Origin of the sequence: Streptomyces natalensis ATCC 27448 (genome assembly GCF_000935125.1) — a bacterium.
Taxonomy (GTDB): domain Bacteria; phylum Actinomycetota; class Actinomycetes; order Streptomycetales; family Streptomycetaceae; genus Streptomyces; species Streptomyces natalensis.
In genome coordinates this window covers 574,899-600,939 of record NZ_JRKI01000029.1, presented here as the reverse complement: position 1 = coordinate 600,939, position 26,041 = coordinate 574,899, and the positions used below count along the sequence as shown (strand labels likewise).

Genomic DNA, 26,041 nt, shown 5'->3' with positions numbered 1-26,041 from the left:
GCGGCAGCCGCACCTACGGCAACCGCAGTCACGCCAACGGCAATCACGTCAACGGCACGCACGGCATCCGCGATCACCGCAGCCGCCACCACACCACAACGTATGTGAGCGAGGAACCACATGAGCCAGGCCACCGTCGGCGTCACCGTCCCCCGTCCGGCCGTCGAGGGCGGTGCCGAGGGTCTGCGGGGCCGGACGGTCGTCCTGATCGGCGGCGGATCCGGTATTGGACTGCGGGTCGCGCACCGGGTGGTGGCCGCCGGCGCCCGAGTGGTGCTCGGCGGCCGCACCGCGGCGCGACTGGAGGCCGCCGCCGACGAGCTGGGCGCGGCGGCCACCTGGCGCGTCGTGGACACGGGCGACACCGAGTCGCTCGCCGCCTTCTTCGACGGGATCGAGCGCGTCGACCACCTCTTCACCTCCGCCGCCTCCTACCAGGTCGGCCCGATGCGCGAACTGAGCGACGAGGACGCCGCGTCGCCCTTCGACTCCAAGTTCTGGGGCCAGTACCACGCGGTGCGCCGTGCCGCTCCCAAGCTGGCCGAGGACGGCTCCGTCGTGCTGATGTCGGGCGCGGCCTCGGCGCGCCCGGCCGGTCCCGCCCCCGCGTACGTCGCCTGCAACGCCGCGATCGAGGGCCTGGGCCGGGGCCTGGCGGTGGAACTGGCCCCGGTCCGGGTCAATGCGGTGGCGCCCGGCACCGTCGACGGTCACCTCTGGTCGAACCGCCCCGACGCCGCCCGCGAGGCCGCCTTCGCGCAGTACCGCCGCGATGCCCTCCTGGGTCGCCCTGCCACCGAGGACGAGATCGCGCAGGCCGTGGTCTTCCTCTTCACCAACGGCTTCACCACGGGCTCCACGCTCTACACCGACGGCGGCTACACCCTCCGCTAGGCAGCGTCCGGCGACCGCAGACCTGGCGGTTCGTCATTGCTGCGCACCGCCGGGCCCGCCTCCGCCCCCGGACCGAACCGGCGGCGGTACTCCGACGGAGCGAGCCCCGTCTCGCGACGCATCAGCGCGCGCAAATGGGCGGCCGTGCCCAGCCCGCTGCGCCGAGCGACGACCTCGAAGCGTGACTCGCCCCGCTCGATCAGCCGGCACGCCAGGGCGAGCCGTTCCCCCGTCAGCCAGGCCAGAGGCGTCGTGCCCAGTTGCGTACGGAAGCGGCGGTGCAGCGTCGCCGGGCTGACGGCGGCACACGTCGCGAGGTCGGACACGGTGAGCGGGGCATCCAGCCGTTCCTGGGCCCAGGCCAGGACGGGTGCCAAGGACACATCGGGGATATCGGGCACGGGCCGTTCGATGAACTGCCGCTGCCCGCCGTCCCGGTGTGCCGCGAAGACCAGCCGTCGGCTGACCGTGTTGGCGACCTCCGCGCCGTGGTCGCGGCGGACGATATGCAGCCCGAGGTCGAGTGCGGCCGCGCTTCCGGCGGCGGTGAGGATGTCGCCGTCGTCCACGTACAGCACGTCCTCCGCAAGCCGGACGGAAGGGAAGCGGGCCCGGAAGGAATCCGCCCACTGCCAGTGGGCGGTGACCCGACGCCCGTCGAGGACACCGGCCTCGGCCAGCGTGAACGCGCCGCTACAGAAGCCGACCAGCCGCGTTCCGCGTGCATGCGCCCGCCGGACGGCGTCGAGAACCGCCGGCCGGCGCGGCACCTCGACATCGGGCCGGTTGGGGACGATCAGCGTGTCCGCCGAGTCGGCCGCTTCCAGACCGGCGACTCCCGTGAGCGTGAAGAAACCGTCCCGCATCGGCGTGCTCGGCTCGGGGGAGCAGAGCCGGAAATCGTAGAGATCGCGGCCGAGTTCGGGCCTGCGCAGGCCGAAGACCTCGGTGGCGCAGCCGAGTTCGAAGGGGTTGGAGTTCGCATCCACGATCACGACGACGCGGTGCGTGCCCGTGGACGCGTCTTCGGGCGTGTCCGTCGGCGTGTCCGTGGGCGTGTCCGTGGGCGTGCCCGTCGATGCGACTGCGTCGACTGCGTGCGAGGAATCTTGCGGCATATGCGATTCCTAGCACTCACATGTGCCGCCCTCAACCGGCAACGATTCCCTCATGAGCAACGAACCCATCGCCCTCAGCACCGCCCTGGCCTCCTTCGACGCGCTGTGGAGCCCGCGCATCGTCACTCGCGTCAACGATTACGACGTCCGCATCGCCAAGGTCGAGGGAGAGCACCTCTGGCACGTCCACGACGACACCGATGAGTTCTTCCTGGTACTCGACGGCGAGTTGACCATCTCCCTGCGCGAGCCGGCCGGAGAGCGTACGGTCACGCTCCCGAAGGGCGCGGTGTTCACCGTCCCCCGCGGCACGGAACACAAACCGTCCGCCCCCACCGGCGCCGCGATCCTCGTCTTCGAGCCCACCGGGACACCGACCGTCGGCGACCGCCACGAGGAGATCCCCGACCATGTCGACGTGACGACGGGACACGCACTCACCTCCTGAGGTGAATCAGGCGAATCAGAGGAGGATTGCGGTCATGGCATTGTCGACGTCGTTCACGGAACTGTTCGATGTGGAGCATCCGATTGCCCTGGCCCCGATGGGCGGCTCGGCCGGTGGCGCCCTGACGGCGGCGGTGTCGCGCGGCGGCGGGCTGGGACTGCTGGGCAGCGGGAACGGGGATCGGGACTGGCTGGCCCGCGAACTGCCGGTCGCGGCCGACGAGAGCGCCGGGAGACCCTGGGGCATCGGCTTTCAGGCATGGGCCATTGACGACGGAGTGGTGGCGCGGGCGCTGGAGCACGACCCGGCGGCGGTGATGTTGTCCTTCGGCGACCCCGGTCCCTTCGTGGAGCGCATCCGCACCGCGGGCACGACGCTGATCCTCCAGGTCACCGACCTGGAGGAGGCGCGCAGGGCGGTGGATCTGGGCGCCGATGTGATCGTGGCGCAGGGCACCGAAGCCGGCGGGCACGGCGCCCGGCAGGGGCGGTCCACGCTGCCGTTCGTGCCCGTCGTCGTGGACCTGGCGGCGCCCGTGCCGGTGCTGGCGGCCGGCGGGATCGCCGACGGCCGCGGCGTGGCGGCCGCCCTGGCCCTGGGCGCGGCCGGGGCCTTGCTCGGCACCCGCTTCCAGGCCACGGCCGAGGCCCTCGTCGCCCCCGCGACCGCCCAGGCGATCGTGGACGGAGGCGGGGAGAGCACCGAGCGCAACAGGGTGCTGGACATCGCCCGCGGCGCACGGTGGCCGGCGCAGTACACCGCACGCACCCTGGGCCACCCTTTCCTCGACGCATGGCGGGGCCGGGAGGACGAACTCGAACGCTCAGCTACGCTCCCCGCCCAACAGGCGTACCAGGACGCCGTGGCACGCGGCACGATCCCCCCGCTGCCGCAGTGGGCCGGCGAGGGCATCGACCTCATCAACGACCTGCCGTCCGCGGCCGATCTGGTCGCCACCCTGGCCACCCAGGCCGAGGCCGCGCTGGGCCCACAGCGGCCGCCACGTACAACAGACACCTACACCAGAGGCGTGACGAGCAGGTTCAGGTGGTGGCCAGCAGCACGTCCTCTCCGCTCGACGGGCGGAGGCGGTCGGAGCGATCGGCGAAGTAGCGGTGGCCGAGTGAAGCTCCCGACAGGTGCCGGGCGTCTGCGAAGCCGGCGTCGCGGGCCAGTGCCAGCATTTCGCGCGGGGTGGAGAAGCTGATGAACGGCGTCCCGGATGCCTGCGCGCCGTCTCTGGCCGTGGCTGCGGCGGCTCAGGTTGTGGTGGGCGGTGAGAAGATTCGCTGATGGGGATGACCGATGGCGACCGCAAGACCGTCCGGTACGTACGGTTCCAGTCGCCGCACCCGAACAGGCGGGGCCACTTCACCGGAGTGTTTGGGCTGGTCAACACGCTGGCGCGGAACGGGAGACTCTCGGACGAACAGGAATCCTTCCGCCGCATCAACAACAGCTGGTACGACGCTGCGTACGCCAACCCGTCGACCGTTGACGCCACTGTTTACGACCATGAGATCAACCCTGGCGCCGCGGCGTGGTTCAAGCCGTCAGCCGTACATCTCATTGGGCGGGTCTCCGGCTATCTGGAGATTCTGGCCGCCCATGGTGTCGATTGCCGGATGATGCGTTCCGCCGATCCGGGGCGTGTGATCTACGAGGACGACGTACAGATCGTGGTGGTGCCCTACGCGTAGGCATCGACGGCCTGCGCGCACCGGAGTGCCAATGCCCGGCCCGGATCAGGGGCCGGGCCGGGCGATGGCGTACCAGACGGATGAGGCTGAGGCGGCGTTCCGACCAGGACGGTCAGTGCCTCAGCGCGCTCAACACCGCTTCGCTCATGACCCGTTCACCGGTCGCGTTCGGATGCAGTGGGAGGGTCGGTGAGCCCGGCAGGAGACCCTCGATCCACGGGTCCGACGAGCAGCTGTCGTGGCCCTTGGTCGGGCCGAGCGTGTCGACGTACGTGGCGCCGGCCGCGGTGGCGGTTTTGGCGATCTTGGTGTTGAGTTCGCCGAGGACGGAGTGCAGGAACGCCAGATCCCCGGTCGTGACGGGCATTTTGCCGAAGCACTTCGTCGGGTCCTCCGGCAGCACCGACGGATAGCCGAGGATCAGCACCCTGGCCTTCGGTGCCTTCGCGTGCACCTTCTGAAGGGCCGCGGCCAGCTCCGTGGTCGCGGAGTCCATCCGGTTGCTGAGCGTGTCCCCGTAGTGGTTGCGGCAGGGGGCGCCGAACGGATTCGTCAGGGACAGGGCGGAGCAGACGACCGCGAGATCGCCGAAGCCGATATCGGAGGTCCCGAGGTTGTCGCCGCCGATGGTGAGCGTGATGAGGGAGGTGTCCGGTGTGACGGCATCGAGTTGAGGACCGTTGACGACGATCCCCACGTCCTTCTGGGGCGTGGTGAGCGCGCCCACCTTGGCCCCGGCGCATGTGGTGTCCACGTACGACGACGAGGCGAGGGCCGTGGCGACGAGATGGCCGTAGTTGTGGTCGGAGCGCAGGCACAGGCCGGCGGAGGAGGCGGGGATGCCGGCGCCGGCGGCGTACGAGTCCCCGAGCGACACATACTTGCCGGATCCGGCCGATTCCACGGCGTGGGCGGGGGAGACGGTGGCGCCGAGTGCGGTGGCGAGCAGCGCGGCGCCGGTCAGTGCGGACGACCACTTGGGCGACCACTTCGGCGATCGGATCGGCGACAAGTTCGGTGTGCTCGTGTTGTTGGGTGTTGCGGCTCTGGTCACAGTTCCCCCTGAGGAGGCAGCAAGATCGAAGAGAGGCCGATACCGGCTGGTAACGTCTCCGACATCGTTGCGGCCGCCCGCCGAATGAGCCATGTGCCGACGCACAGCAGCGTCACCGTCCCCGTTGTCCCCGGGAACAACTCCCAGCACTGCGTGCACCAGGTTTTGTAACCTGCGGTTCATGCGCCACATCCCCGATCCGCCCGTCGAAGTCGCCCCCATCGCCGCCTCGTTGCGGGGCCGCGCAGCGGAACTCGGTATACGCATGGCACGCCGCATCCGTGCCGAGGTGACGTACTACGGCAGTGAGGACAGCGTGCCGTTCGCCGAGTTGAGCGCCTCGTGCCGGCGTAACGCGGAGCTGGTCTTCGGGCATCTCGCCGGGGACCCCAGCAGCGATATGACACCGGCGCTCGAGACCGGCCGCGAACGTGCCCGGCGCGGGGATCCGTTGGCCGATCTGCTGCACGCCTATCGCGTCGGGTCCGAGTTCCTGTGGTCCGAACTCGCCGCCGAAGCCCGCGATGCCGAGGGCGTCACCACGGACACCTTTGTGTCCCTGGCCGGATGGTGGGTGATCGAGGGACTCGCCGCGGCGGCCAGCGACGCCTATCGCGAGGAGACCTCCGAACTGGTGCTGCAACGGGAGCGCGAACGGTCCGCCATGGTCGAGGCGCTCTTCACCGGCATGCTCACCGATCGCACCACCCTCTGGGAGGCCGCGGGCGTCCTCGGCCTGCCGACCGGTGGTCCGTACGTCGTCGTGGCGTCCGAGGTGCCGGCGCCCGGCCGGGAGGCGCTGCCCGGCATCGAGGCGCGGCTTCGTGCCGAGGAACTGCGTTCGGCCTGGCGTCTGCTGCCGGACGTCCAGATCGGTGTGGTCGCCGTCCAGCACCCGGGTGCCGAGGACGTCATCCTGCGCGTCTTGGAGCGGTCTCCCGCCTCCCGGGTGGGCGTCAGCCCTCCGTACCGTGCCCTACAGGACACCCCCAGGGCGCTGCGCCTTGCGCGAGTGGCGCTGGCCGGCGTCCGCCGGAAGCGGGCAGGCGTCGCGCGATTCGACGACAGCCCGGCCGCCCTGCTGGTCGCCTCGGCCCCGGACGAGGCCGGCCGGATCGCTCGGACGGTCTTCGAGGCCGTACTGGAACTGCCGGCCGCCGAGCGCGACCGCCTGCTGGAGACCCTGGAGTGCTGGTACGCAGCCGCGGGCTCGGCCGCCGACGCGGCGGAGCTGCTGTACTGCCACCGCAACACGGTGCGCTACCGACTCCACAGGCTGGAAGAACTGACCGGCCGCTCCCTCCGCGACCCCCGCGCGGTCGCCGACCTGGCCGTGGCGTTGCATGCGCTGCCGCTGCTGTCTCTTGACGGACGGTGAGGGCGTGCACCCGCGGCGGCTCAGGCCCTCCCGCCAAGCCCCGTGGCGCTCGCAAGCCCCGTAAGGGTGCTTTGTCTCGGCGAGTGCGTGGATACCGGCGACCGCATCAAAGCCATCGACCACGGCGCCCGCCTTGGCATAAGGGGAGCTAACGGAATGCTGACCCATGAGCCAGGTCTCTCCTGCAGCAGCTCGTCGGGGAGTTCACGGGGGAGGGGGAAGGGCGTCGGTGAATGACGGCGCACTGTACGAACGGATTGCGCCGCTCCTGCCGGTGCGCACGCACTGTTCAGCGACTCCCGACCTGGGCAACGACATGCAGCATGAGAGTCAGTTCACGTCTACGTTGTCGAAGAGTTCGAGCATCTGGGTGAGCACGCGCATGCATGCCGTCAGCTCGGCGTCGGTCAGGTCGCCGCCGACCTGGCGCAGGAGTGCGTGCTCGCGGATGGTTACCGCGGTGATGGCCGCCCTGCCGTCGTCGGTCAGCCGGATCAGCGAGGAGCGCTGGTGGGCAGGGTTGGGGGTGATCTCGACCAGTTGCCGGGTTGCTGCGTCGTTGACCGTGCGCTGCACGAATTGTCGGCTCAGTGCCTGTGCGCGACCCATCTGCGGGACGGTCATGGGCCCGTGTTTGAGGAGCAGATCCAGGACGGCGCGCACACCGACGGAGAGCCCCTCGATGGGTTCTGCTTGTTCGACCTTGCGCTGCACGCGTCGGTACAGCGGGCCGACCAGCGCGAAAACTTCCGTGAGCCGGTGGCCGAGGTCGTCGGCAGCGAGGGGAGTGTCAGCATCAGTCACCCAGCCAGGATGACACCTGTGTTGCCAATACCCCAAACGATATGACACCTTGGTTGTCATGACTCACGTTTCTGACATGTTCTCGTTAGACACCGCAGACGGCCACCTCGCTTACCGCGACACCGGGGCAGGCCGGCCCCTGGTGCTGCTCCACGGTGGCTTCCTGGACCACCGCATGTGGGACGACCAGGTGCCGGTCCTGGCGTCGGACCACCGGGTGATCGCACCGGATGCCCGCGGGCACGGCGAATCCTCCAATGCGAGCGCACCGTTCCGTCCCACCGATGACCTCGCAGCGCTGCTGCGTCACCTCGACGTCGGCCCCGCGACCCTCGTCGGACTCTCGATGGGCGGAGCCATCGCCGTCGATACCGCACTCGAACACCCTGAGCTGGTCAGTGCGTTGGTCATCAGCGGCGTCGGCACCAGCGAACCCGAATTCCAGGACCCATGGCTCAAGGAGATCGAGGCCGAGGAGGCCCGTGCACTGGCCGCGGGTGACGCCGAGGGCTGGGTCGAGGCATTCACCCGGCTCGGGGCGGGACCGCACCGCACACTCGACGACGTCAACCAGGATGTCGTGCGCAGGCTGCGGGAGATGACCCGGCGGACCGTCGCCAAGCACACCAGTGCCGAACCCGATCACAGGGTGCCGGTGGCCGATACCTGGGAGCGAGCGGCGAAGATCACGGTTCCGGTGCTGGCCATCAACGGCGGCATCGACTCGGACGACCACATCGGCATGGCCGAACGTCTCGTACACACCGTCGCCAACGGCCGGGTGACGACCATCGAAGCCACCGCTCACTACCCCAACATGGAACGACCGGATACCTTCAACGAGATCCTTCGGGACTTCGTCCGCACCATCTCCGCTCAAAACGGCTAGGCGGTCTCCAGCCCATACTGTTAGCGCCTCTTAGGAGCAGGATCACGACCCGGCGGCCAGTCCGTCCAGGGTGAGGTCCAGTAGGCGTTCGGCCTGCTGTCGTTGTTCGGGCTGTGCTGAGGTGAGGGCGATGCCTGTGAGGGCGGCGCCCATGTCGGACGGGCTGATGTCGGTGCGGATCGTGCCGGCGGCTGCACATGCGTCCATCAGGGTCGTAAGGGCGGCCTGGATCATCTCCCGGCTGTGGCCGTAGGGGTTCTCTCCCGTGGCGGCGATGGCGCGCAGAGCGTCGATCATGCCGAGTTTGGCAGTGACGTAGTCCAGGAAGAGGCGTGTCCAAGCACGCAGGGCTTCGTACGGCGGCTTTGCCGACAGAAGGTCGGGGACCGCGTCGCACAATTGGGCCACTTCGTTGCGGTAGACCGCCTCGATCAGGGCTTCGCGGGTGGGGAAGTTGCGATACAGGGTTGCGCTGCCCACGCCCGCTGCCTTGGCGATGCGCTCCAGGTGTGCGTCCAGCCCCTCCTTGGCGAACACGCTCACCGCAGCCGTGAGGATCCTGTCCCGGTTGCGTCGCGCGTCGGCCCGCAACGGGCGTTGCGCATCTTCGACCATCGGTGGTTGCCCTCTCCTCTCCAGTCTTCTCCAGCACTCTGCTCCAGTTGCTAAGCGGGGGCGCCCCCAGTTAGTCTCGCATAAGTGGGGGCGCCTCCAATTCCACTGTAGGTCATGGTCTGACCTGCGCGTATTCCACCGGTAAGGACTTTTGATCATGTCGGGAATCGCAGGCAAGGTCGTAGCGATCACGGGTGCCAGCAGCGGCATCGGAGCCGCGACGGCGACATACCTCGCCGAGAAAGGGGCCCGGCTCGTCCTGGGAGCCCGACGGGAAGACCGGCTGAACGCGGTGGTGGACCGGATCACTGCGCAGGGCGGCTCGGCCGTCGGAGCCGTCATCGACGTGACACGCCGGGAAGACCTGAAGCTCCTCACGGATACGGCGGTCAATCGGTTCGGGCGGCTCGACGTGCTGGTTTCCAACGCCGGCACGATGGCGGTGTCACCGTTCGACGAGCTGCGCCAGGACGACTGGGACGCGATGGTCGCCACGCACATCACCGGCCTGCTCAACGGGATCGGAGCGGCGCTGCCCGTCTTCCGGCGGCAGCGTTCCGGCCAGTTCGTCAATATCGCTTCCACCGCGGCCTACGTGGTGAAATCACCGCAGAGCGTGTACGCGGCCACCAAGACGGCGGTCAAAGTGCTGACCGAGGGGCTGCGGCAGGAGTCCGGTCCCGACCTGCGTGTCACCCTCGTCTCACCCGGGTTCACCCACACCGAAGGGGTCGGCAAGGGAGCGAGCCCCGAGGCAGCGGCAGCGATGGTCCGACAGCGCGACGAGATCGCCATCCCGCCCTCCGCCATCGCATCCGCGATCGGTTTCGCGATCGAGCAGCCCATCGGCGTCGACGTCAGCGAGGTCGTCGTCCGGCCCACTGCGCAAGCCTGACGATCGGCAGAGACCACCGCGTTCGATGGGCCGGGCTCAGGACAGGCCCTGGCCCTTTCTCTTGACGTCCCTGCACGGCAGGGACGTTGGGGGCCAGCCTAGGGTTCAACCGTGACCAAGCCGAACCGCGAGCGACTGCGCGGGACCTTCACCGAGGCCGCAGGTCTCTACGACCGTATGCGCCCTGCTTACCCGCAGCGCATGTTCGACGACCTTGTCCGGCTCGCCGGAACGGGCCCCGGATGCCGGGTGCTGGAGATCGGGTGCGGTACCGGGCAGGCCACGCTGCCCCTGGCGGCCCGTGGTTGTCGGATCACCGCGGTGGAACTGGGCGCCGAGATGGCCGCTCTGGCTCGTAGGAACCTCGCTGACTTCGCCGACGTGGAGATCGTGGTCTCTGCGTTCGAGAACTGGCCGCTGCCGCAAGAACGCTTCGACGTGGTCATGGCAGCGACCGCGTTCCATTGGATCGATCCCGCGGTCCGCGTGACCAGAGCGGCCGACGCCCTGTGCCCGGCGGGTGCGCTGGCCACCGTGACCACGCACCATATCGCCGGCGGCAGCGAATCCTTCTTCCTCGAGGTCCAGGACTGCTACGAACGGTTCGACCCCGCCACGCCGCCTGGCCTACGGCTGCCCACGGCGGCCGACATCCCCGAGGACAGCGAGGAACTGGACGCCTCGGGGCGCTTCGGGCCTGCCGTCTTTCGCCGTTACGAGGGGGAGCTGACCTACTCCACCCAGGAGTACCTGGACCTCCTGCGCACCTACTCCGGACACCGTGCCCTGGACCCCGTCGTCCTGGACGGACTGCTGGAGGCCATCGGCGACCTGATCGACCGCAGGTGCGGCGGCAGCGTCGCCAAGCGCTACCTCACGCAGCTACGCGTGGCCCGTCGCCTCACGTGACTGCCGTCTGCCATCTGACGTCCACCGTCCGCCGGTCGGCGTGTCGGCCGGCGCCGTTCCGGCCGCAGGGCTGTGACAGGCTGCATCGGGATGCCCGGCCGGTCAGGCCGCCGGGCCGGAGGACGTCAGGAAGTGTGGCGAAATGGACATGCCTAGTCAGTCGGGGTGGGCGGCTGCACCCGGTGCCCATCGTGCGGCCATCGCGGCGGAGACCGCCAGGTTCGTGGAGGTGGTCAGGGGCGCCGACCCGGCGACCCCGGTGCCCGGCTGTCCGGGCTGGACGCTGGTGGACCTGGTCAGGCACACCGGGAGCGTGCAGCGCTGGTTCTCCGTCCTGCTGCGTCAACTCGTCCAGGAACCGCCCCGCAGCCGCGATGTCGAACTGCATCTGCCGGAGCACGAGGACGGCTACGCCGACTGGCTCGTGGCGAGTGCGGCGGAGGCCGAGAGCGTGTTCGCGGTCACCGATCCGGAGGCCCCGATGTGGGCGTGGGGCGCCGATCAGCATGCCAGGTTCTGGGTACGGCGGATGCTGTTCGAGACCCTCGTGCACCGAACCGACGCGGAGCTGGCCCTCGGGTTGCAGCCGGTGATCGACGGCGGGCTCGCGACCGACGGTGTGGACGAGTTCCTGGTCAATCTGCCCTTCGCCGCGTTCTTCGCCCCCAAGGTTGCCGCCCTGCGCGGCCACGGCGAAACGCTCCGCTTCCGGTGCACCGACACCGACGGCGACTGGCTGGTCCGTCTGGAGCCCGGCGGCTTCGGCCTCGTGGAGGGCCCGGCGGCCCCGGGGAGCGCCGACGCTGCCGTCCACGGAGCCGCCGCGGATCTGCTGCGCCTCGTGTACGGACGTCTGGGCCACGGTGCGGATGTCTTCGAGGTGCAGGGCGACGAGGAGCTGCTGACGCGCTGGTTCGCCAACTCCGCTTTCTGAGACGGAGACGGAGACGGGTTTCTGAGACGGACTCCGGTTTCTGAGACGGATACGAGCAGTCCGACACGGATACGGGCAAGGGGCGGCGACCGCCGGGCGCCGCCCCGGGCTTTCGGCGGCCCGTATGGCCCGCGCGCCCCCGGGGCCGTAGCCCCGCACTCAGCCCCGCACTCAGCCCCTCACCGCGCCACTCCGGACTCCCGCGCCGACTCGTTCGCCGACTTCGAATCCGACTCCGAATCCGAACCCAACTCCGAACCCAACTCCGAACCCAACTCCGAGCCCGACTCCGAGCCCGACTCCGTCTCCATCGCCGCCGCCGGCGCAGGTGCCGCGTCCTTCCACACGGTCTGGAAGGCCAGCCGCAAGCAGCCCGCGAGCGCCGGATGTTCGATGAAGAGCGTGGTGGTGGAGCCCGCACCGGCCACCGGGTCGGGCATATCGCACAGCACGAGTGAGGCGTCGGCGATGACGAGTTTCAGCGGCAGTTCCGGGGCGAAACGGGCTTCTTCCCCCGCGGTGGCGAAGCGGCGGACATGCTCCACCGTCCCGGGGTTGTCGAGCTCGTCATTGAGGTAGATCGCCCGGACGGTGCCGCCCGCCCGGTGGAGCCGGCGGACGACCTTGATGCCCTCCGCGTTCTCCGCGGGGGCGACGAACGGCGGTTTGCAGAAGGTGAGAAGTTCGTGCTGGGCCTGCCGCTGGATGTCGGCGAAGCGTTCCGTGATCGCCTTCGGGTCGCGCAGGATCTCGATGTAGTCCAGCGGATCGGTGTGCACCCGCCCGTCGGACCAGAGCGGTTGCAGAATTCCGGACAGACCCTCCGAGACCCGCTCCAACCGGTCCAGGGACTCGCGTTGCAGCGCCATCAACCGCGCTACGGCCAACTCGGGTGTGACGGCTGAGTACTTGGTCACGCGTCCGGGGTGTGTGGTGGCCAGCCGCCGCCGTATCAGCGCGTCCAGCACGTCGTAAACCCGCTGGCGCGGCACGTCGGCCTCGCGCGCGGCCTCGGCGGCCGTGTACGAATCACGCCTGATGAGCGCCAGATAGACCCGTGCCTCATACCGGGCCAGGCCGAGCGCCATCAGGTCGTTGATGGGTCCTTCTTCCAACTCCATGGCTCCACAAGGTATATGCCAAGGCGCAGAAGTTGAGGGGAAGGTTTTACCAAGTGCCTCTATCCCCTTGGCCAAGCTGTCAATACTTTGATTTATAGCCACCACTGAACGGGGTGGCAGTAGCTGAACCCCATGCTCGAAACGCTCCAACACTGGCTCCACCGCGGCACCCCATGCGAGATGTGTGTTGTCATGCTCTTGACATGTCAGGTCCATGATGATCTGGATGTGATGACAACGCGCAGGTACTTCTCGACGGCCGTTGCGGGGCCAGCCATCCCCCCACGGAGGGCAGTTCCTTGCATTCTCATCGCAGAAAGAGCCTGATACGCCGCGGCGCGCCCGCCCTGCTGTCGGCGGCGGCCCTGGTAACCGGCGGCCTGGTCTTCGCGTCCCAGTCGAGCGCCTTCGCGACGACGCACACCGCGACGCACACCGCGACGCCCGCAGCATCCTCGGCACACACCCACCGGCTCTGCTCGGAGCCGAGCAAGCCTGGCTACATGGCGTGTCAGTCCGTCGTCCGCACCGACATCCCGTCGCAGCAGTCCCTCGGCCGCCACGACACCCCCAAGGGTTTCGGACCGAGCGACCTCCAGGCCGCCTACAACCTCCCCAAGGACGGTGGCAAGGACGCCACCGTGGCGATCGTCGACGCGAACGACGACCCGAACGCCGAGAAGGACCTGGCGGCCTACCGGAAGCAGTACGGCCTGCCGGAGTGCAGCACCAGCAACGGCTGCTTCAAGAAGATCGACCAGGACGGGGGCGCGAAGTACCCGGCGCCGGACGCGGGTTGGGCCGGTGAGATCTCCCTGGACGTGGACATGGTCAGCGCCGCCTGCCCGAGCTGCCACATCCTGCTCGTCGAAGCCAAGACCGCCAACATGGACGACCTCGGTGCGGCCGTGAACCAGGCCGTTAAGCAGGGCGCCAAGTACGTCTCCAACAGCTACGGCGGCGGCGAGGAAGCCGCCGACACGTCCGCGGACGACAAGTACTTCAAGCACCCCGGCGTCGCCATCACCGTCAGCTCCGGCGACAGCGGCTACGGCGTCGAGTACCCGGCTGCCTCGCAGTACGTCACCGCCGTCGGCGGCACCTCGCTCAAGAAGGACAGCAGCAAGCGCGGCTACTCCGAGTCCGTCTGGGGCACTTCCGCCGGTGGCGAGGGCGCCGGCTCGGGCTGCTCGAAGTACGACGCCAAGCCGTCCTGGCAGAAGGACAGCGACTGCGCCAAGCGCACCGTCGCCGATGTCGCAGCCGTCGCCGACCCGGCCACCGGCCTCGCGGTCTACGACACCTACCAGGCCAAGGGCTGGAACGTGTACGGCGGCACCAGCGCCTCCTCGCCGTTCATCGCCGGTGTCTACGCCCTCGCGGGGGCCCCGGGTTCCGGTGACGTTCCGGCCTCGTACCCGTACGCCCACGCGGACAAGCTGAACGACGTCACCGAGGGCTCCAACGGGTCCTGCGGCAACTACCAGTGCCAGGCGGGCAAGGGCTATGACGGCCCGACGGGTCTCGGTACGCCGAACGGCGCCGCGGCCTTCACCAAGTAGTCCCGCTGGCCACGTAGAACCAGCACGCCCAGTACGCCAATCAAGCTGAGCAAGCCCAAGCACGCTCACCGCGCCGCGCGGAACGTGCAGGACGTCGGCCTGTCCAACCCCTCGGGGCTGGGCAGGCCGACGTTGTGCGTAGCGGGGCTCTGCCGGGGCGGGTTCCGTGGCGTCACTCATGTTGATGTGCCAGGTCCACGCAGCGTTTGCGGATTCGCGGAGTGGTGAATGTGATCACCGGGCGGTGTCAAGGCTCAGCGCCGGGTTGGCTTGAACAACCACGCGAACCAGTCAGCGCCCGGCGGTCAACCGGTTAAGGTTCGGCGGGAGTCAGCGGACGCTCCCCACGAGCGGAAGAGGCGGAGCCAGCATCGTGGAGCCAGAGGACTGGATGGCAGCAACACCCAAATCGCCCATCGACCTTCACACGGACCGGCCGCACGCCGCCCGCGTCTATGACCTGTTCCTCGGCGGTAAGACCAACTACCCGGCCGACCGGAAGGCCGCCGAGCAGACGCTGGCGGCGCTCCCCAACGCCGCCGTGATCGCCCGGCAGAACCGGGCCTTCATGCAGCGCGCGGCCCGATACCTGGCAGCAGAGGCCGGCATCCGCCAGTTCCTCGACATCGGCACCGGTATTCCCACGTCGCCCAACCTGCACGAAGTCGTCCAGGCGATCACCCCGCAGGCACGGGTCGTGTACGCCGACAACGACCCGATCGTCCTCGCTCACTCGCGCGCCCTGCACACCAGCCACCCCGACGGCAGGACCGCGTACATCCAGGCCGACCTGTGCCATCCCCAGGAGATCCTGCGCCATCCCCAACTGCGGGGAGTCCTCGACCTGGCGCAGCCCGTCGCATTGACCCTGGTAGCCGTCCTGCACTGGCTCCCCCCGGAATACGACCCGTACGCCATCGTCAAGGAACTCCTCGGCGAGCTCCCCACCGGCAGCTTCCTGGCCTTGACCTACGTCACCAACGACTTCGAGCCCGATGCCATCGAGACGGTCTCGGAGAACTTCGAAGCCAAGGGATCGCACGTCAACGCGCGCAGCAAGGCCGAGGTGCGGCGGTTCTTCGAGGGTCTGGAACTGGTCGAGCCCGGTCTCGAAGTGGTCCACCGGTGGCGGCCGGACGAGCTGGACGTGGGAGCGGACGCCTTGAGCGACACGGACGTCCCGCTGTACGGCGGGGCCGCCTGCAAGGTGTGAGCGGCCGCGTCCGCCGGGAGTGGTGTCAACAGGGCGGGCAACGGGGTGGGTCGGCGGAGCGGGCGTCGTGCTCGGCGATGGAGAGTGCGGCCCATACGGCCTTGCCCGCGACGGTCGGGGTGGTCCAGCCCCACGACTGGCTGAGGCAGTTGACGATGTGCAGGCCGCGGCCGGACTGGGCGAGGTGGTCGGGGGTTTTCAGCAGGGGGACTTGGGTGCTGTGGTCGCAGACCGTGCACAGCACGAGGTCGGGGCGGCGCAGAAGGCCGAGCCAGAGCGGGCGCGGGCAGGTGGTGGTGCGGGCTGCGGAGGTGGGCAGTCCGTAGCGCAGGGCGTTGGTCAGCAGTTCGCTGACGACGAGGGCGGCGTTGTCGACGAGAGGGCCCAACTGCCAGCCGCTGAGGGTCGCCCAGGTGAAGCGGCGGGCCTTTCCGGCCGCCTGCTGGTCCGCGGTGAGGGCACAGGCTGCGAATTCCGTGGGGTCGTGGCCGCTGTCGCCGGTCGGGAGGGTGGGGGTGCCGGTGGCCTGCGCCAGTAAATGGCTGAGGGGTTCTACAGGTATGAGGGGCGCGGTCGTTCCTTCCGGGTGCGGTGTCATCACGATCTCCGTGGAGCCTTCCAGGCCTTCATCACGAACGGGTGATTCGCGACCACTATCCACGGGGACCCATGGCGCTGCAACTGCATCTGCAATTACGTTAAGAAGAAACGTAATTGCATCGGTACGTGCAGAAGCAATTACGCAGGCACATGATGCCTGGTCAAACGCCCGTGTATGAGCGAGGGAGCGACGGGAATGCCGCAGCAGTTCGACAATGGCGTATCGGCTGAGAGTATCGAGGGGGCGGTCTGGCGGAAGAGCCGGCGCAGCGCACCGGGAGGCGACTGCGTGGAGATCGCGGCTCTGGAGGACGGTGGGTTCGCCGTCCGGAATTCGCGTGACCCCCAGGGTCCCGCGCTGATCTACACCCGCGCCGAGATGGTTGCGTTCCTCGGTGGTGCCAAGGACGGCGACTTCGACGCGATGGTGAGCTGAGCCGAATCCCTGAGGGTCGGGTGATCCAGGGTCGGCCCGCCCAGGGCCGACCCGCCCGCGGCCCGTTGGACGAGGGGCCGGGGCGTGCTGGGCCGGGGCTTTCGCCTGGCAGCGCGCCCCGGCCGTTCGGTCTTCGGCGGCTTCCTGTACCTGGCAGTCGACGGATGGGACACTGGGTGTATCCGCACTGTTGCTTCGGGAGTGGGAATGACCGCCATGATGCGGCCGGATGACGAGCTGTCGATAGGGCGCTACCTGGACGAGAATCAGGGCAGCCCCACGGTCCGGCGCATTGTGCTGGGCGCGCAGCTGAGGAAGCTGCGTCAGGCATGCGGAATCTCACGCGAGGACGCGGGCAGGACGATCCGCGGATCGCACGCCAAGATCACTCGGCTGGAGCGCGGACAAGTCGGCTTCAAGCACAAGGACTTGGTCGATCTGCTCACGCTCTACCGCGTACTGGATCCGAAGCGGCGCGAAGAATATTTCGAGCTGGCCCGCCAGGCCAATGTCGCGGGCTGGTGGCAGCAGTACAACGACGTCCTGGAAGACTGGTTCGAACTGCACATCGGGCTGGAGGAAGCGGCGGCGCTGATCCGCACCTACCAAGTGCAGTTCCTGCCCGGCTTGTTGCAGACCAGGTCCTACGCGGACGCGGTGACCCGCCTCGGGTATCCCAACGAGCCGGACGCGAAGATCGAACGCCTCGTGGAGCTGCGGATACAGCGCCAGGAGCTGCTGAGCCGCCCGGAGCCACCTCAGCTGTGGGCGGTGCTGGACGAAGCGGTGCTGCGCCGTACGTTCGGCGGCGCCGAGGTGATGCGCGCGCAGCTGGAGCACCTGCTTGATGTGGTGGAGCGGATGCCGCATGTGACGGTGCAGGTCGCCCCGTTCAGTGTGGGGGCGCACGCGGCGGCCGGGTCCCCGATCAGTATCTTGCGCTTCCCCGAGCCGGAGCTGCCGGACAAGGTGTACCTCGAGCAGCTGACCGGTGGGCTCTACCTGGACAAGCAGGAGGAGATCGACCAGTACTCGGCGGTCATGGATCGCCTGTGCACCGCGGCGGACCCGCCGGAGGAGACACAGAACTTCCTCAAGAGGCTGATCGGTCGGCTCACGTGACGGTGGTTCGTTGCCGTGACTGTGACTGTGACTGTGACTGTGGCCCGGGTGTGGTGGTGTCATCGCGATAAGGACGCTGCCGAGTCATGAGGTGCGGAATGAGCATGGGGCCTGCATTGTGCAGGCGCCAAGCCACCATCAAGCCGACGACTCATCACCTTCGTGCTCGGGCGTCAAAACGGCTGAGCTTGAAGGCCGGGCACTAATTCGGAATCATTTTGGAATCAATGCAGCCAATTATTGGCGTCGTTGGCCAAGAATGCAGAATTCGTTGCCTTCGGGGTCTGCCAAGACAACCCACGATTGATCGCCCTGGCCGATATCAACACGCTGTGCGCCATGAGCCACCAGGCGAGCCACCTCGGCGTCCTGGTCAACGGGCCTGAAGTCGAGATGGAGTCGGCTCTTGGCCTTCTTGCTCTCCTCGATCCGGACGAAGTCCAACCCCGGCAGGCGATCCGGCTCCGGGCGGATCTCGAACTCGTCATCAGAGGAGTGGACCACAACCCAGCCAAGAGCCTCGGCCCACCACTGCCCCAAGGCTGCCGGATCCACCGAGTGAACAATTACCTGTTCCCATTCCAAGGTCATTCGCCGAGCTTAGACCTGCCAGGGCTTCAGGGACAGGCACTTTGGTTCGGCTGTGGGGGCCCGCACCCGAGCGGTGCGGGCCCACTTGTCGCTCATCAGGTGCGGCCGGCGGGGGCGGCTGTGAGCGCGGTGTCGGCGGCGTCGAGGATCTTGCCGAAGACGTGGCCGATGACGGGTTTGGCGAATGCCCGGGTGAGGGGCGCGCCGATGAAGGGGAGGGGGAGTTGGAAGCGGGTCGTCCAGGTCACGAGGGTGCCTTCGGGGACTTCGGCGAAGGTCATGCGGCCGAGTTCGTGCCGGGCGGCCGGGAAGCTGCGGTCGACGGCGTAGTCGAAGTCGTACGGCGGGTTGTAGACGGTGATCCGTTCGCGGAACCAGCCGATCAGCCAGGTGTGTTGCCGGACGGCGCCCACTCCGTAGGGTGCGCCCGCGCCCGGCCGGGCCAGGCGCGCCTTGAGGACGAAGGGGGAGCGGGTGTAGTTGGTGGTCGTGGCGCACCAGTCGAAGACGTCGGCGATCGGCGCTGCGATGACACGTTGCACCGTCAGGGTCTCCATGTCGTGTCCCTTCTCAAGGTCGGACGGCGCGGAACGAGGGCCGCGCCCAGCCTGTTCACCGTGTAGACAGCACGCAGCCCGCGATCGTGACGTTATCGCTGGTGACGTGCGTCACGTCGCGGGCCGATGCGACGGTGGTGCGGCCCGGGCGGGGCGCGGCCGGTCGGGGCGTGGGTGTTCGGGGAGCGGGAATTACGTCTCCGCGACGGCCTCCAGCGGGCTCAGGGCGGCTGCCCGGCGGGCCGGGACGGCGGCCGCGACCGTGCCGATCGTGAGGGAGACCAGGCACACCAGGAGCAGCGTCCCCCAGGGCAGTGCCAGGGCGTAGTGCTCCATCGCGCCGTTGGCCAGCGAGCCGACCGCCCAGGCGCCGAACAGGCCGCCGGCCAGGCCCAGCAGGGTGCCGAACGCGGCGACGGTCACCGCTTCCAGGCGGATCATCCGGCGGATACCGGCACGGTCCATGCCGAGGGCACGCAGTGCGCCGATCTCGCGGGTGCGTTCGGCGACCGACATGGCCAGGGTGTTCACGATGCCGAGCGCGGAGATCACGACGCCGATGGCGAGCAGGCCGTACATCAGGGTCAGCAGGTTGCCCAGGGTGCCGGCGGTCTCCCGGACGAGTTCGGGTCGGTCCTGCACCTTCAGCAGCGGGTTGTTGCCCACGGCGCTGCGTAGCCGGTCCTCGGTGGCAGGGGAGATCGCGCTGCCGTCGGTGCGGACGAGGATGCGCTGGACGGAGTGGGGGAGGAAGCTGTTCTGCTGTACTTCGCTGCGGACGCCCAACGCGTCGTGGGCGACGGGGTTGTCCTTGTAGACGCCCACGACGGTGTACTGCTTGAAGCTCTGGTTCGGCCCCCTGCGCAGGCCGGCGTTGAGCTTGCCGCCCGCGCTCACGCCGAATGTGCGGGCGAGGGTGGTGGAGACGGCGATCCGGCCCGGCCCGAGGTCTTTGAGGGAGCCGCTGACGAAGTCGAGCTTCATGACGTCGTTGACGCTGTCGGGGTCGACGCCGGAGATGTTCTGGGTACCGCCGCCGGTGAACAGGGTGGAGTCGGTGACGGTGCTCGTGGTCCGCACTCCGGAGGTGTGGGCCACCCGCTGAACGGCTGCCGGGTCGATGCCGGTCGTGGGGGTGCGGGTGCTGATCACGTAGTCGGCGCTGAGGCCGGCCGCTGCCTGGTGGTCGAGGGCCTGGCCGGTGGAGTGGCCGATGACGGCGAGCCCGGCGACCAGCGCCGTGCTGATCAGCAGGGTGGCGGCGGTGGCCGCGGTGCGCCGTGGGTCGCGCAGCGCGTTCTGCCGTGCGAGATGGCCGGTGATCCCGAAGCGGCCGGTCAGGCGTCCGATCAGCCGGATCACCGGGACGGCGAGCAGCGGCGCGAGCACGATCAGGGCGATGACGAGGATGCCGCAGCCCAGCATCGCGCTGTGCAGGTTCTCCACCGAGGCGTCCTTCGCGCCGGTGAGGGAGATCAGCAGGCCGGCGCCGAGGACGAGGAGGGCCAGGCCCACGAGGGCGCGGATGCGGGGTCGGCTGGTGGGTGGTTGCTGGGCCGTGCGCATCGCCTCGATGGGCGCGACCTTCGCCGCCTTGCGGGAGGGCAGCCAGGCGGCGAGCACGGTGACGCCCACGCCCACGCCGAGCGCCGCCATGACGGGGCGCGGGCCGATCACCAGGGGGCCTTGGGGCAGTGTGTTCCCGTCGGTGCTCAGGACCTCGGGCAGGACGGACGCGATACCGAGGCCGAGGACGAAACCGACTGCTGATGCGGCGAGGCCGACCAGGAAGGCTTCAGCAAGGACGGAGCGGACCACCTGACGGCGGGAGGCGCCGATCGCCCGCAGCAGCGCGATCTCACGGGTGCGCCGGGTGACGAGCATGGTGAAGGTGTTGATGATGAGGAACGAGCCGATGAACAGCGAGACTCCGGCGAAGACCAGCGGCAGCTTCTCGTAACCGCGGGTCAGGGTGCCGACGAGGATGCCCTGCTGGTCGGCCTGGGCGGTGCCGGTGGTGGCCTCGGCCCGGTCGGCCGGGAGCATGCCGGAGACCCGGCGGGAGAGGTCGAACTGGTCGGTGCCGGGCGTGGCGGACAGATCGATGCTGGTGTAGTGGCCCGGGGTGGCGAACAGGCGCTGGGCGGTGGCCTTGTCGAAGAGGGCGAGGGTGCCGCCGGCGGTCACCCGGGTGTCCTTGGTGGTGACGATGCCGACGAGCCGTTTCGTCATGACCGGGCCGTCGGTGGCCAGCGTGATCGTGTCGCCGATGCGGAAGTGGCCGGCGGTGGCGGTGCCGCTGTCCACGGCGAGTTCATTGCGGTGGGCCGGGGCGCGGCCCTCGATCAGGGGGGAGCGGCTGTCCTTGCCGTCCTTGCCGGGTACGTAGGCGGCGGCCAGGTTCGATCCCGTTTTGACGCGCAGCGGGGTGCTGTCCGCGGCGTTCAGGGTGGCCGAGCCGTCGACGGAGGGGCGCACGGCAGCAACACCGGGTAGGCCGGCGAGTTTCCGCGCGAGGGCGTCGTCGAGCATGCTGGAGCGCTGGTTGGCGGCGGCCCCCGGCGCGGGGTCCTTGGCGGTCACGGTGACCGCGATATCGGCGAAGTTCTTCGACGCGGCGGCGCGGTAGGCCGCGGCGGTCGAGTCCGCGAAGACGAGGGTGCCGGAGACGAACGCGACACCCAGGCAGACCGCGAGGACGGTCATGACCAGACGGGCCTTGTGCGCCAGGACGTTGCGCAGGGCTGTTCTCAGCATGGGCAGCTTTCGGGAGCGAGGGTTTTCGGGAACAGAGGGAACGAGGTACGGAGGGGCGGGATGTGCGGCGCGGGCGCGGGTCAGCTGGTGTGTGAGTGGGTGTCGAGAGCCTTCATCCGGTCGAGGACCCGGTCCGGGGTGGGCCGTGTCATCTCGTCGACCAGGCGGCCGTCGGTGAGGAAGACGACGCGGTCGGCGTAGCCGGCGGCGACGGGGTCGTGGGTCACCATGACGACGGTCTGGCCGAGTTCGCGTACCGAGTCGCGCAGGAAGCCGAGGACCTCGGCCCCCGCGCGGGAGTCGAGGTTGCCGGTGGGCTCGTCGCCGAAGATGATCGCGGGCCGTGCGGCCAGGGCGCGGGCCACCGCGACGCGCTGCTGCTGCCCGCCGGACAGCTGTGCGGGCCGGTGGCCGAGGCGCTGGGAGAGGCCGACCATGGCGACCACGCGGTCCAGCCACTGCTGGTCGGGCCGGCGTCCGGCGATGGTCGCCGGCAGCGTGATGTTCTCCAGGGCGGTCAGCGTCGGCAGCAGGTTGAACGCCTGGAAGATGAAGCCGATCCGGTCGCGGCGCAGCTGGGTGAGCTGCCGGTCGCCCAGCGTGCTCAGTTCGGTGGTGCCGATGCGTACGGAGCCGGAGCTGGGTGAGTCGAGACCGGCGGCGCAGTGCATCAGGGTGGACTTGCCGCAGCCGGAGGGGCCCATGACGGCGGTGAACTCGCCCTCCCGGAAGCCGATGCTGACCTCGTCCAGGGCCACGACCCGGGTGTCGCCGCTGCCGTAGACCTTCGTCAGGTCGGTGGCGGCGGCCGCGATCCCGGGCGTCGTGTGCGGCGCGTAGGGGGCTGGGGAGTTGGCGGTCACGGGGACTCCTCTTCGGGTGCGGAAGGGTGCACGTCGAAGGGTGTCCGGCGAACGTATCGGGGGCCTGGGCCGCCGTGTATCGGCAACCGCGCCGATTCGTAGCAGTTCTGTAGGGGGCGGTTCTGTAGGGGCCGGGCGTCGGGTGGTCAGTCCGGCAGGCGCAGGGTGGCGACGGCGCCGCCGTCCGGGGCGTTGTCCAGGCGCAGCTCGGCGCCCAGAAGCCGGGACTGTCCCAGGGCGATGGTCAGGCCGAGGCCGTGGCCCGAGCCGCGCTCCGTGGCGCCCGTGTGGAAGCGGCGCGGGCCGTGGAGAAGCAGGTCCTTCGGGAAGCCGGGGCCGTGGTCGCGTACGACGACCGTACGGTCCTCGACGGTCACCCGCACCGGGGTGTCCCCGTGCCGGTGGGCGTTGACGACGAGATTGCTGACGATCCGCTCCAGGCGGCGCGGGTCGGTCTCCACGGTCCAAGCGGCGTCCGCCTCACCGTCGATGACCTCACCACTGATGACCCCGGCAACGGTGACCTCGGTGTCGAGGCCGGTGCGCGTCACGGCCTCGGAGACGACGGCGCCGAGCGGCACCCGGGCACGGACCGGCCGTTCGGCGCCCGCGTCCAGCCGGGAGATCTCCAGCAGGTCCTCGACCAGACCGCGCAGATCGCGCACCCGGGCCCGGAGCAGATCCTCCGTCTCACCGGGCGGCAGCAGGTCGACGGCGGCCAGCAGACCGCCGACGGGGGTGCGCAGTTCGTGGGCCACATCCGCGGTGAACTGCCGCTCGGTGCGCAGCCGTTGGCCGAGGCTGTCGGCCATGAGGTCGACGGTGGCGGCGATGTCGGCCACCTCGTCGCGGCCCTTGGTGGGCCCGGTCCGGGCATCGAGGTCCCCGGCGGAGATCCGGCCCGCGGTCTCGGAGACCCGCCGCAGTCTGCGGGCGAGCAGCCCGGCCCCGTAGACCGCGAGGGGCGCGGCCGCCGCGAGCGCGGCCAGTGAGGCGACCGCCATGGTCACGTCGAGTTGACGCAGTGTGTGGAAGTCGTTGCTCATGTTGACGCGGACGGCCAGGACCCGGCTGCCGGGCCCGCCGGTCCGCTGGCCGGCCCACATGGTCGGCCCCGCATTCGCGTCCGCGTCGACGCGTCCGTCATAGGCCGTGTGCCGGTTGCCGTCCGTCGGGTGGCGCAGGGCGGCGGGCAGGTCGGCCGGATCGAGCTCGGCGCCGTCCGCCGGCGTTCCGGTACGCCGGTAGACGTCCATGGCCGAGTAGACGCCGTTGAAGACCTGCATATCGGCCCGGGAGCGGATGTCGTGTGCGGTCCACAGGTGCACCAGCACGCCCACCGCGGCCACCACCAGGCAGGCTGTGGCCGCGGCCAGCGCGGCGATCTTCCAGCGCAGGGACGCGAGGTCCGGCCGGAGTCGTCGGAACGGGCGCACCGGTAGGTGGAACGGGCGCACCGGTCGGCGGAAGGGACGCACCGGTCTCAGCGCCTGAGCTTGTAGCCGAAGCCGCGGACCGTCTCGATCCGGTCCCGGCCCAGCTTCCTGCGCAGCCGCTGCACACACAGGTCCACGACCCGGCTGTCGCCGTCCCAGCCGTACTCCCACACGTCACGCAGCAGGGTGTGCCGCTCCAGCACGACGCCGGGGTGGGCGGCGAACTCCAGGAGCAGCTTGAGTTCGGTCGGGGTCAGCGCCACCGGGCTTCCGGCGACGAACACCTCCATACCGGCGGTGTCGAGGGTCAGGTCCCCGAAGACCAGCACCTCCCCCTCGGTCGGCGGCCCCTCGCCTGCGGTGCGCTCGGGTCCCGGGACGGGCGCGTAGGTCGCCCGGCGCAGCAGCGAGCGGATGCGTGCCACGAGCACGTAGGTGTCCACGGGCTTGACCACGTAGTCGTCCGCCCCGGCCTCCAGACCTGCGACGACATCGAGTCCGTCGCCACGGGCGGACATCATCAGAACCGGCACCAGGCTCGTCTCCCGGACTCTGCGGCACAGGCCGATCCCGTCCAGACCGGGCAGCATCACATCCAGAATCAGCAGGTCGAACTCCTCGTCCCGGAAGAGCTCCAGCCCCGAAAGGCCGTCGGCCGCGGCCTTCATCTCGTAGCCGTAGCGCTCCAGGGCGACGGTGAAGGACCGGCGCATCAGCTCGTCGTCCTCCACCAGCAGCACGCGCACCGGTCGCGCAGAGACCCCAGCCGGGGCGGACGAGGACACGGGCGGATGACTCCTGTTCGGACGGGCCGGGTGAGAGGGCGGACCTGGCTGCACTCACCATGGATGCGCAGTCGGCGACCTGAAAAACGATACGGGAGAGGCCGGGGTGAGCCACCCTTCGCCGTGGCCCGGCGCCCGATCCGATGGACAACGAAGCGCTCCCTGATACCCACCGGATACAAACCGGTTCCGCCGCTCACCCGCCGCCGTGGGTGACCGCGAGCAGCGCCAAGTCATCGGTGATGCGCCCGCCGGTGTGGCGGCTCACCTCGGTGAGGAGGGTGTCGAGCAGTTCGTCCGGCCCGGGGAAGTCGCGTCCGGCCAGCCGGGCCGCGGGGTCGTAGAAGCGCCCGGCGCGGTTTCGTGCCTCGTTCAGGCCGTCGGTGTACAGGAGGAGGGTCGACCCCACGGGGAAGGGCACGGTTTCGGTCCGGTCCTGGTCGGCGCCCAGCTCCGCCAGGCCCAGGGGGAGTGCCGGTTCGGACGGTTCCGCGCTGCGCACCTGACCGGCATGCAGCAGCAGCGGCGACGGGTGGCCACGGTTGACCAGCCGCAGTTCGTCGCCGCGGTGCGGAATCTCGACGAGAATGCCGGTGACGAACCCCTCCGTCCGCTCGGGCCCCGCCCGCCGCGCTCTCTCCCGCAGCAGCGCCCGCTCCAGCCTGGCGGCGATCCCGACGAGCGTGGGTTCCTCCTCGGCGGCCTCCCGGAACGCCCCCATGGCCACGGCCACCACCCTGACCGCGTCCATGCCCTTGCCCCGCACATCGCCGACCAGACAGCGCACGCCGTACGGAGTGTCCTGCGCGCTGTACAGGTCGCCGCCGATCTGTGCGTCCTTCACCGCCGCCCGGTAGCGCACGGCGATCCGCAGCGGCCCGATCGAGGTCGGCAGCTGGGGCAGTACGGCGCGCTGCACGGCGAGGGCGATTCTGCGTGCGGACTGGAGCCGCACGTTGCTGTAGTACATGAGGCGGTTGACCACGATGGCGAAGGCCGAGACGGTCACGACCGCCGCCAGCTCACTCAGCCCACCGGCCTCCGTTATGAAGCCGAAGTGGGTGAGCAGCGCGACGTCCGCGGCACAGGCACCGAGACCCGCCAGGATCGTCGCGCGCAGCGACAGCAGCGCGGCGGCGGTCATCGGCGCGGCCGTGTAGAACGCCTCCGCACTGAAATGCGGGGGAGTGTTGTAGTCGAGAAGGGCACCTACGACGAGGATCGCGACGGGCAGCAGCTGGAGGTGGCGCAGACACCAGCGTCCGATGGTGGTGCGCCCCACCCTCGGTGCCCTCACGTACCCGCTCCCGCTCTGTCGCGTGTGCCACACGCTCAAGCATCCTCGGGCCGGATCACGGCT

At 69.5% G+C, this 26,041-nt stretch carries 26 protein-coding genes; 13 read left to right on the top strand and 13 right to left on the bottom strand.

Features of this window, described 5'->3' with window-relative positions; genetic code table 11:
- Positions 1 to 120: 120 nt before the first annotated feature.
- On the top strand, positions 121 to 894 hold the full coding sequence (locus SNA_RS22165) for an SDR family oxidoreductase (RefSeq protein ID WP_063894098.1): 774 nt from the start codon (positions 121 to 123) through the stop codon (positions 892 to 894).
- On the opposite strand, the gene SNA_RS22160 is transcribed toward SNA_RS22165, so the two are convergent.
- Positions 891 to 1,889 carry a GlxA family transcriptional regulator gene (locus SNA_RS22160; RefSeq protein WP_241779779.1) on the bottom strand — a complete coding sequence of 333 codons (999 nt, stop codon included), beginning with the start codon at positions 1,887 to 1,889 and terminating at the stop codon, positions 891 to 893. The genes SNA_RS22165 and SNA_RS22160 overlap by 4 nt on opposite strands.
- 175 nt (positions 1,890 to 2,064) lie before the next feature.
- Between SNA_RS22160 and SNA_RS22155 the strand changes: the two genes are divergently transcribed.
- The 3 genes from SNA_RS22155 (at position 2,065) to SNA_RS22145 (ending at position 4,160) form a co-directional block, all read left to right on the top strand.
- Positions 2,065 to 2,460 carry a cupin domain-containing protein gene (locus SNA_RS22155; protein ID WP_030065095.1) on the top strand — a complete coding sequence of 132 codons (396 nt, stop codon included), beginning with the start codon at positions 2,065 to 2,067 and terminating at the stop codon, positions 2,458 to 2,460.
- A gap of 34 nt (positions 2,461 to 2,494) precedes the next feature.
- Positions 2,495 to 3,667 carry an NAD(P)H-dependent flavin oxidoreductase gene (locus tag SNA_RS22150; RefSeq protein ID WP_420823497.1) on the top strand — a complete coding sequence of 391 codons (1,173 nt, stop codon included), beginning with the start codon at positions 2,495 to 2,497 and terminating at the stop codon, positions 3,665 to 3,667.
- 85 nt (positions 3,668 to 3,752) lie between these two features.
- A complete protein-coding gene (locus tag SNA_RS22145; RefSeq protein ID WP_037789139.1) occupies positions 3,753 to 4,160 on the top strand; it encodes a hypothetical protein in 408 nt (135 codons plus the stop codon).
- A 112-nt stretch (positions 4,161 to 4,272) separates the two neighbouring features.
- Here SNA_RS22145 and SNA_RS22140 read toward each other — a convergent pair whose 3' ends face one another.
- A complete protein-coding gene (locus SNA_RS22140; RefSeq protein WP_030065100.1) occupies positions 4,273 to 5,172 on the bottom strand; it encodes an SGNH/GDSL hydrolase family protein in 900 nt (299 codons plus the stop codon).
- Between the two features lie 223 nt (positions 5,173 to 5,395).
- Here SNA_RS22140 and SNA_RS22135 point away from each other — a divergent pair, with 223 nt between their 5' ends.
- Positions 5,396 to 6,592: a PucR family transcriptional regulator gene (locus SNA_RS22135; RefSeq protein WP_198535113.1), complete on the top strand. Its 1,197-nt coding sequence runs from the start codon at positions 5,396 to 5,398 to the stop codon at positions 6,590 to 6,592.
- A 330-nt stretch (positions 6,593 to 6,922) separates the two neighbouring features.
- On the opposite strand, the gene SNA_RS22130 is transcribed toward SNA_RS22135, so the two are convergent.
- On the bottom strand, positions 6,923 to 7,396 hold the full coding sequence (locus SNA_RS22130; protein WP_030065103.1) for a MarR family winged helix-turn-helix transcriptional regulator: 474 nt from the start codon (positions 7,394 to 7,396) through the stop codon (positions 6,923 to 6,925).
- Between the two features lie 76 nt (positions 7,397 to 7,472).
- Here SNA_RS22130 and SNA_RS22125 point away from each other — a divergent pair, with 76 nt between their 5' ends.
- Entirely contained in the window at positions 7,473 to 8,285 is an 813-nt protein-coding gene (locus tag SNA_RS22125) for an alpha/beta fold hydrolase (RefSeq protein WP_104532031.1), read from the top strand.
- 42 nt (positions 8,286 to 8,327) lie between these two features.
- Here SNA_RS22125 and SNA_RS22120 read toward each other — a convergent pair whose 3' ends face one another.
- Positions 8,328 to 8,900, bottom strand: a complete 573-nt coding sequence (locus SNA_RS22120) for a TetR/AcrR family transcriptional regulator (protein WP_030065107.1) — start codon at positions 8,898 to 8,900, stop codon at positions 8,328 to 8,330.
- Between the two features lie 157 nt (positions 8,901 to 9,057).
- On the opposite strand from SNA_RS22120, the gene SNA_RS22115 reads away from it, so the two are divergent.
- The 3 genes from SNA_RS22115 to SNA_RS22105 all read left to right on the top strand — a co-directional run bounded on the left by SNA_RS22115 (position 9,058) and on the right by SNA_RS22105 (position 11,638).
- Complete coding sequence (locus SNA_RS22115) at positions 9,058 to 9,795, top strand: SDR family oxidoreductase (protein ID WP_030065109.1); 738 nt, start codon at positions 9,058 to 9,060, stop codon at positions 9,793 to 9,795.
- Positions 9,796 to 9,906: 111 nt separating this feature from the next.
- Positions 9,907 to 10,704: a class I SAM-dependent methyltransferase gene (locus SNA_RS22110; RefSeq protein WP_044366318.1), complete on the top strand. Its 798-nt coding sequence runs from the start codon at positions 9,907 to 9,909 to the stop codon at positions 10,702 to 10,704.
- A gap of 142 nt (positions 10,705 to 10,846) precedes the next feature.
- Positions 10,847 to 11,638: a maleylpyruvate isomerase family mycothiol-dependent enzyme gene (locus SNA_RS22105; protein ID WP_030065114.1), complete on the top strand. Its 792-nt coding sequence runs from the start codon at positions 10,847 to 10,849 to the stop codon at positions 11,636 to 11,638.
- Positions 11,639 to 11,817: 179 nt separating this feature from the next.
- Here SNA_RS22105 and SNA_RS22100 read toward each other — a convergent pair whose 3' ends face one another.
- The gene (locus tag SNA_RS22100; RefSeq protein WP_078970092.1) at positions 11,818 to 12,759 is read right to left on the bottom strand and encodes a TrmB family transcriptional regulator; all 942 of its coding nucleotides are present in this window, start codon (positions 12,757 to 12,759) and stop codon (positions 11,818 to 11,820) included.
- Between the two features lie 299 nt (positions 12,760 to 13,058).
- Here SNA_RS22100 and SNA_RS22095 point away from each other — a divergent pair, with 299 nt between their 5' ends.
- Both SNA_RS22095 and SNA_RS22090 read left to right on the top strand, forming a co-directional pair.
- Complete coding sequence (locus tag SNA_RS22095) at positions 13,059 to 14,321, top strand: S53 family peptidase (RefSeq protein ID WP_030065117.1); 1,263 nt, start codon at positions 13,059 to 13,061, stop codon at positions 14,319 to 14,321.
- Positions 14,322 to 14,712: 391 nt separating this feature from the next.
- Positions 14,713 to 15,534: an SAM-dependent methyltransferase gene (locus SNA_RS22090; RefSeq protein WP_198535112.1), complete on the top strand. Its 822-nt coding sequence runs from the start codon at positions 14,713 to 14,715 to the stop codon at positions 15,532 to 15,534.
- Between the two features lie 25 nt (positions 15,535 to 15,559).
- On the opposite strand, the gene SNA_RS22085 is transcribed toward SNA_RS22090, so the two are convergent.
- A complete protein-coding gene (locus SNA_RS22085; protein ID WP_052808958.1) occupies positions 15,560 to 16,132 on the bottom strand; it encodes an ATP-binding protein in 573 nt (190 codons plus the stop codon).
- 198 nt (positions 16,133 to 16,330) lie between these two features.
- Between SNA_RS22085 and SNA_RS22080 the strand changes: the two genes are divergently transcribed.
- The gene (locus tag SNA_RS22080) at positions 16,331 to 16,570 is read left to right on the top strand and encodes a DUF397 domain-containing protein (protein WP_030065123.1); all 240 of its coding nucleotides are present in this window, start codon (positions 16,331 to 16,333) and stop codon (positions 16,568 to 16,570) included.
- 207 nt (positions 16,571 to 16,777) lie between these two features.
- Positions 16,778 to 17,692: a helix-turn-helix domain-containing protein gene (locus SNA_RS22075; RefSeq protein ID WP_030065124.1), complete on the top strand. Its 915-nt coding sequence runs from the start codon at positions 16,778 to 16,780 to the stop codon at positions 17,690 to 17,692.
- Positions 17,693 to 17,929: 237 nt separating this feature from the next.
- Here the strand turns inward: SNA_RS22075 and SNA_RS22070 are convergent, their stop codons facing one another.
- The 7 genes from SNA_RS22070 to SNA_RS22040 form a co-directional block, all read right to left on the bottom strand.
- Entirely contained in the window at positions 17,930 to 18,283 is a 354-nt protein-coding gene (locus SNA_RS22070) for a VOC family protein (RefSeq protein ID WP_030065126.1), read from the bottom strand.
- 95 nt (positions 18,284 to 18,378) lie between these two features.
- Complete coding sequence (locus SNA_RS22065; RefSeq protein WP_030065127.1) at positions 18,379 to 18,840, bottom strand: SRPBCC family protein; 462 nt, start codon at positions 18,838 to 18,840, stop codon at positions 18,379 to 18,381.
- Positions 18,841 to 19,032: 192 nt separating this feature from the next.
- Positions 19,033 to 21,597 carry an ABC transporter permease gene (locus tag SNA_RS22060; protein WP_030065129.1) on the bottom strand — a complete coding sequence of 855 codons (2,565 nt, stop codon included), beginning with the start codon at positions 21,595 to 21,597 and terminating at the stop codon, positions 19,033 to 19,035.
- Between the two features lie 80 nt (positions 21,598 to 21,677).
- Entirely contained in the window at positions 21,678 to 22,460 is a 783-nt protein-coding gene (locus SNA_RS22055) for an ABC transporter ATP-binding protein (protein WP_030065131.1), read from the bottom strand.
- A gap of 146 nt (positions 22,461 to 22,606) precedes the next feature.
- Positions 22,607 to 23,896 carry a sensor histidine kinase gene (locus tag SNA_RS22050; protein WP_044366659.1) on the bottom strand — a complete coding sequence of 430 codons (1,290 nt, stop codon included), beginning with the start codon at positions 23,894 to 23,896 and terminating at the stop codon, positions 22,607 to 22,609.
- A gap of 47 nt (positions 23,897 to 23,943) precedes the next feature.
- Positions 23,944 to 24,681, bottom strand: coding sequence for a two-component system response regulator CseB (gene cseB / locus SNA_RS22045; RefSeq protein ID WP_078970091.1), 738 nt, complete (start codon positions 24,679 to 24,681; stop codon positions 23,944 to 23,946).
- Positions 24,682 to 24,877: 196 nt separating this feature from the next.
- Positions 24,878 to 25,978, bottom strand: a complete 1,101-nt coding sequence (locus tag SNA_RS22040) for a PP2C family protein-serine/threonine phosphatase (RefSeq protein ID WP_052808957.1) — start codon at positions 25,976 to 25,978, stop codon at positions 24,878 to 24,880.
- Positions 25,979 to 26,041 lie beyond the last annotated feature (63 nt).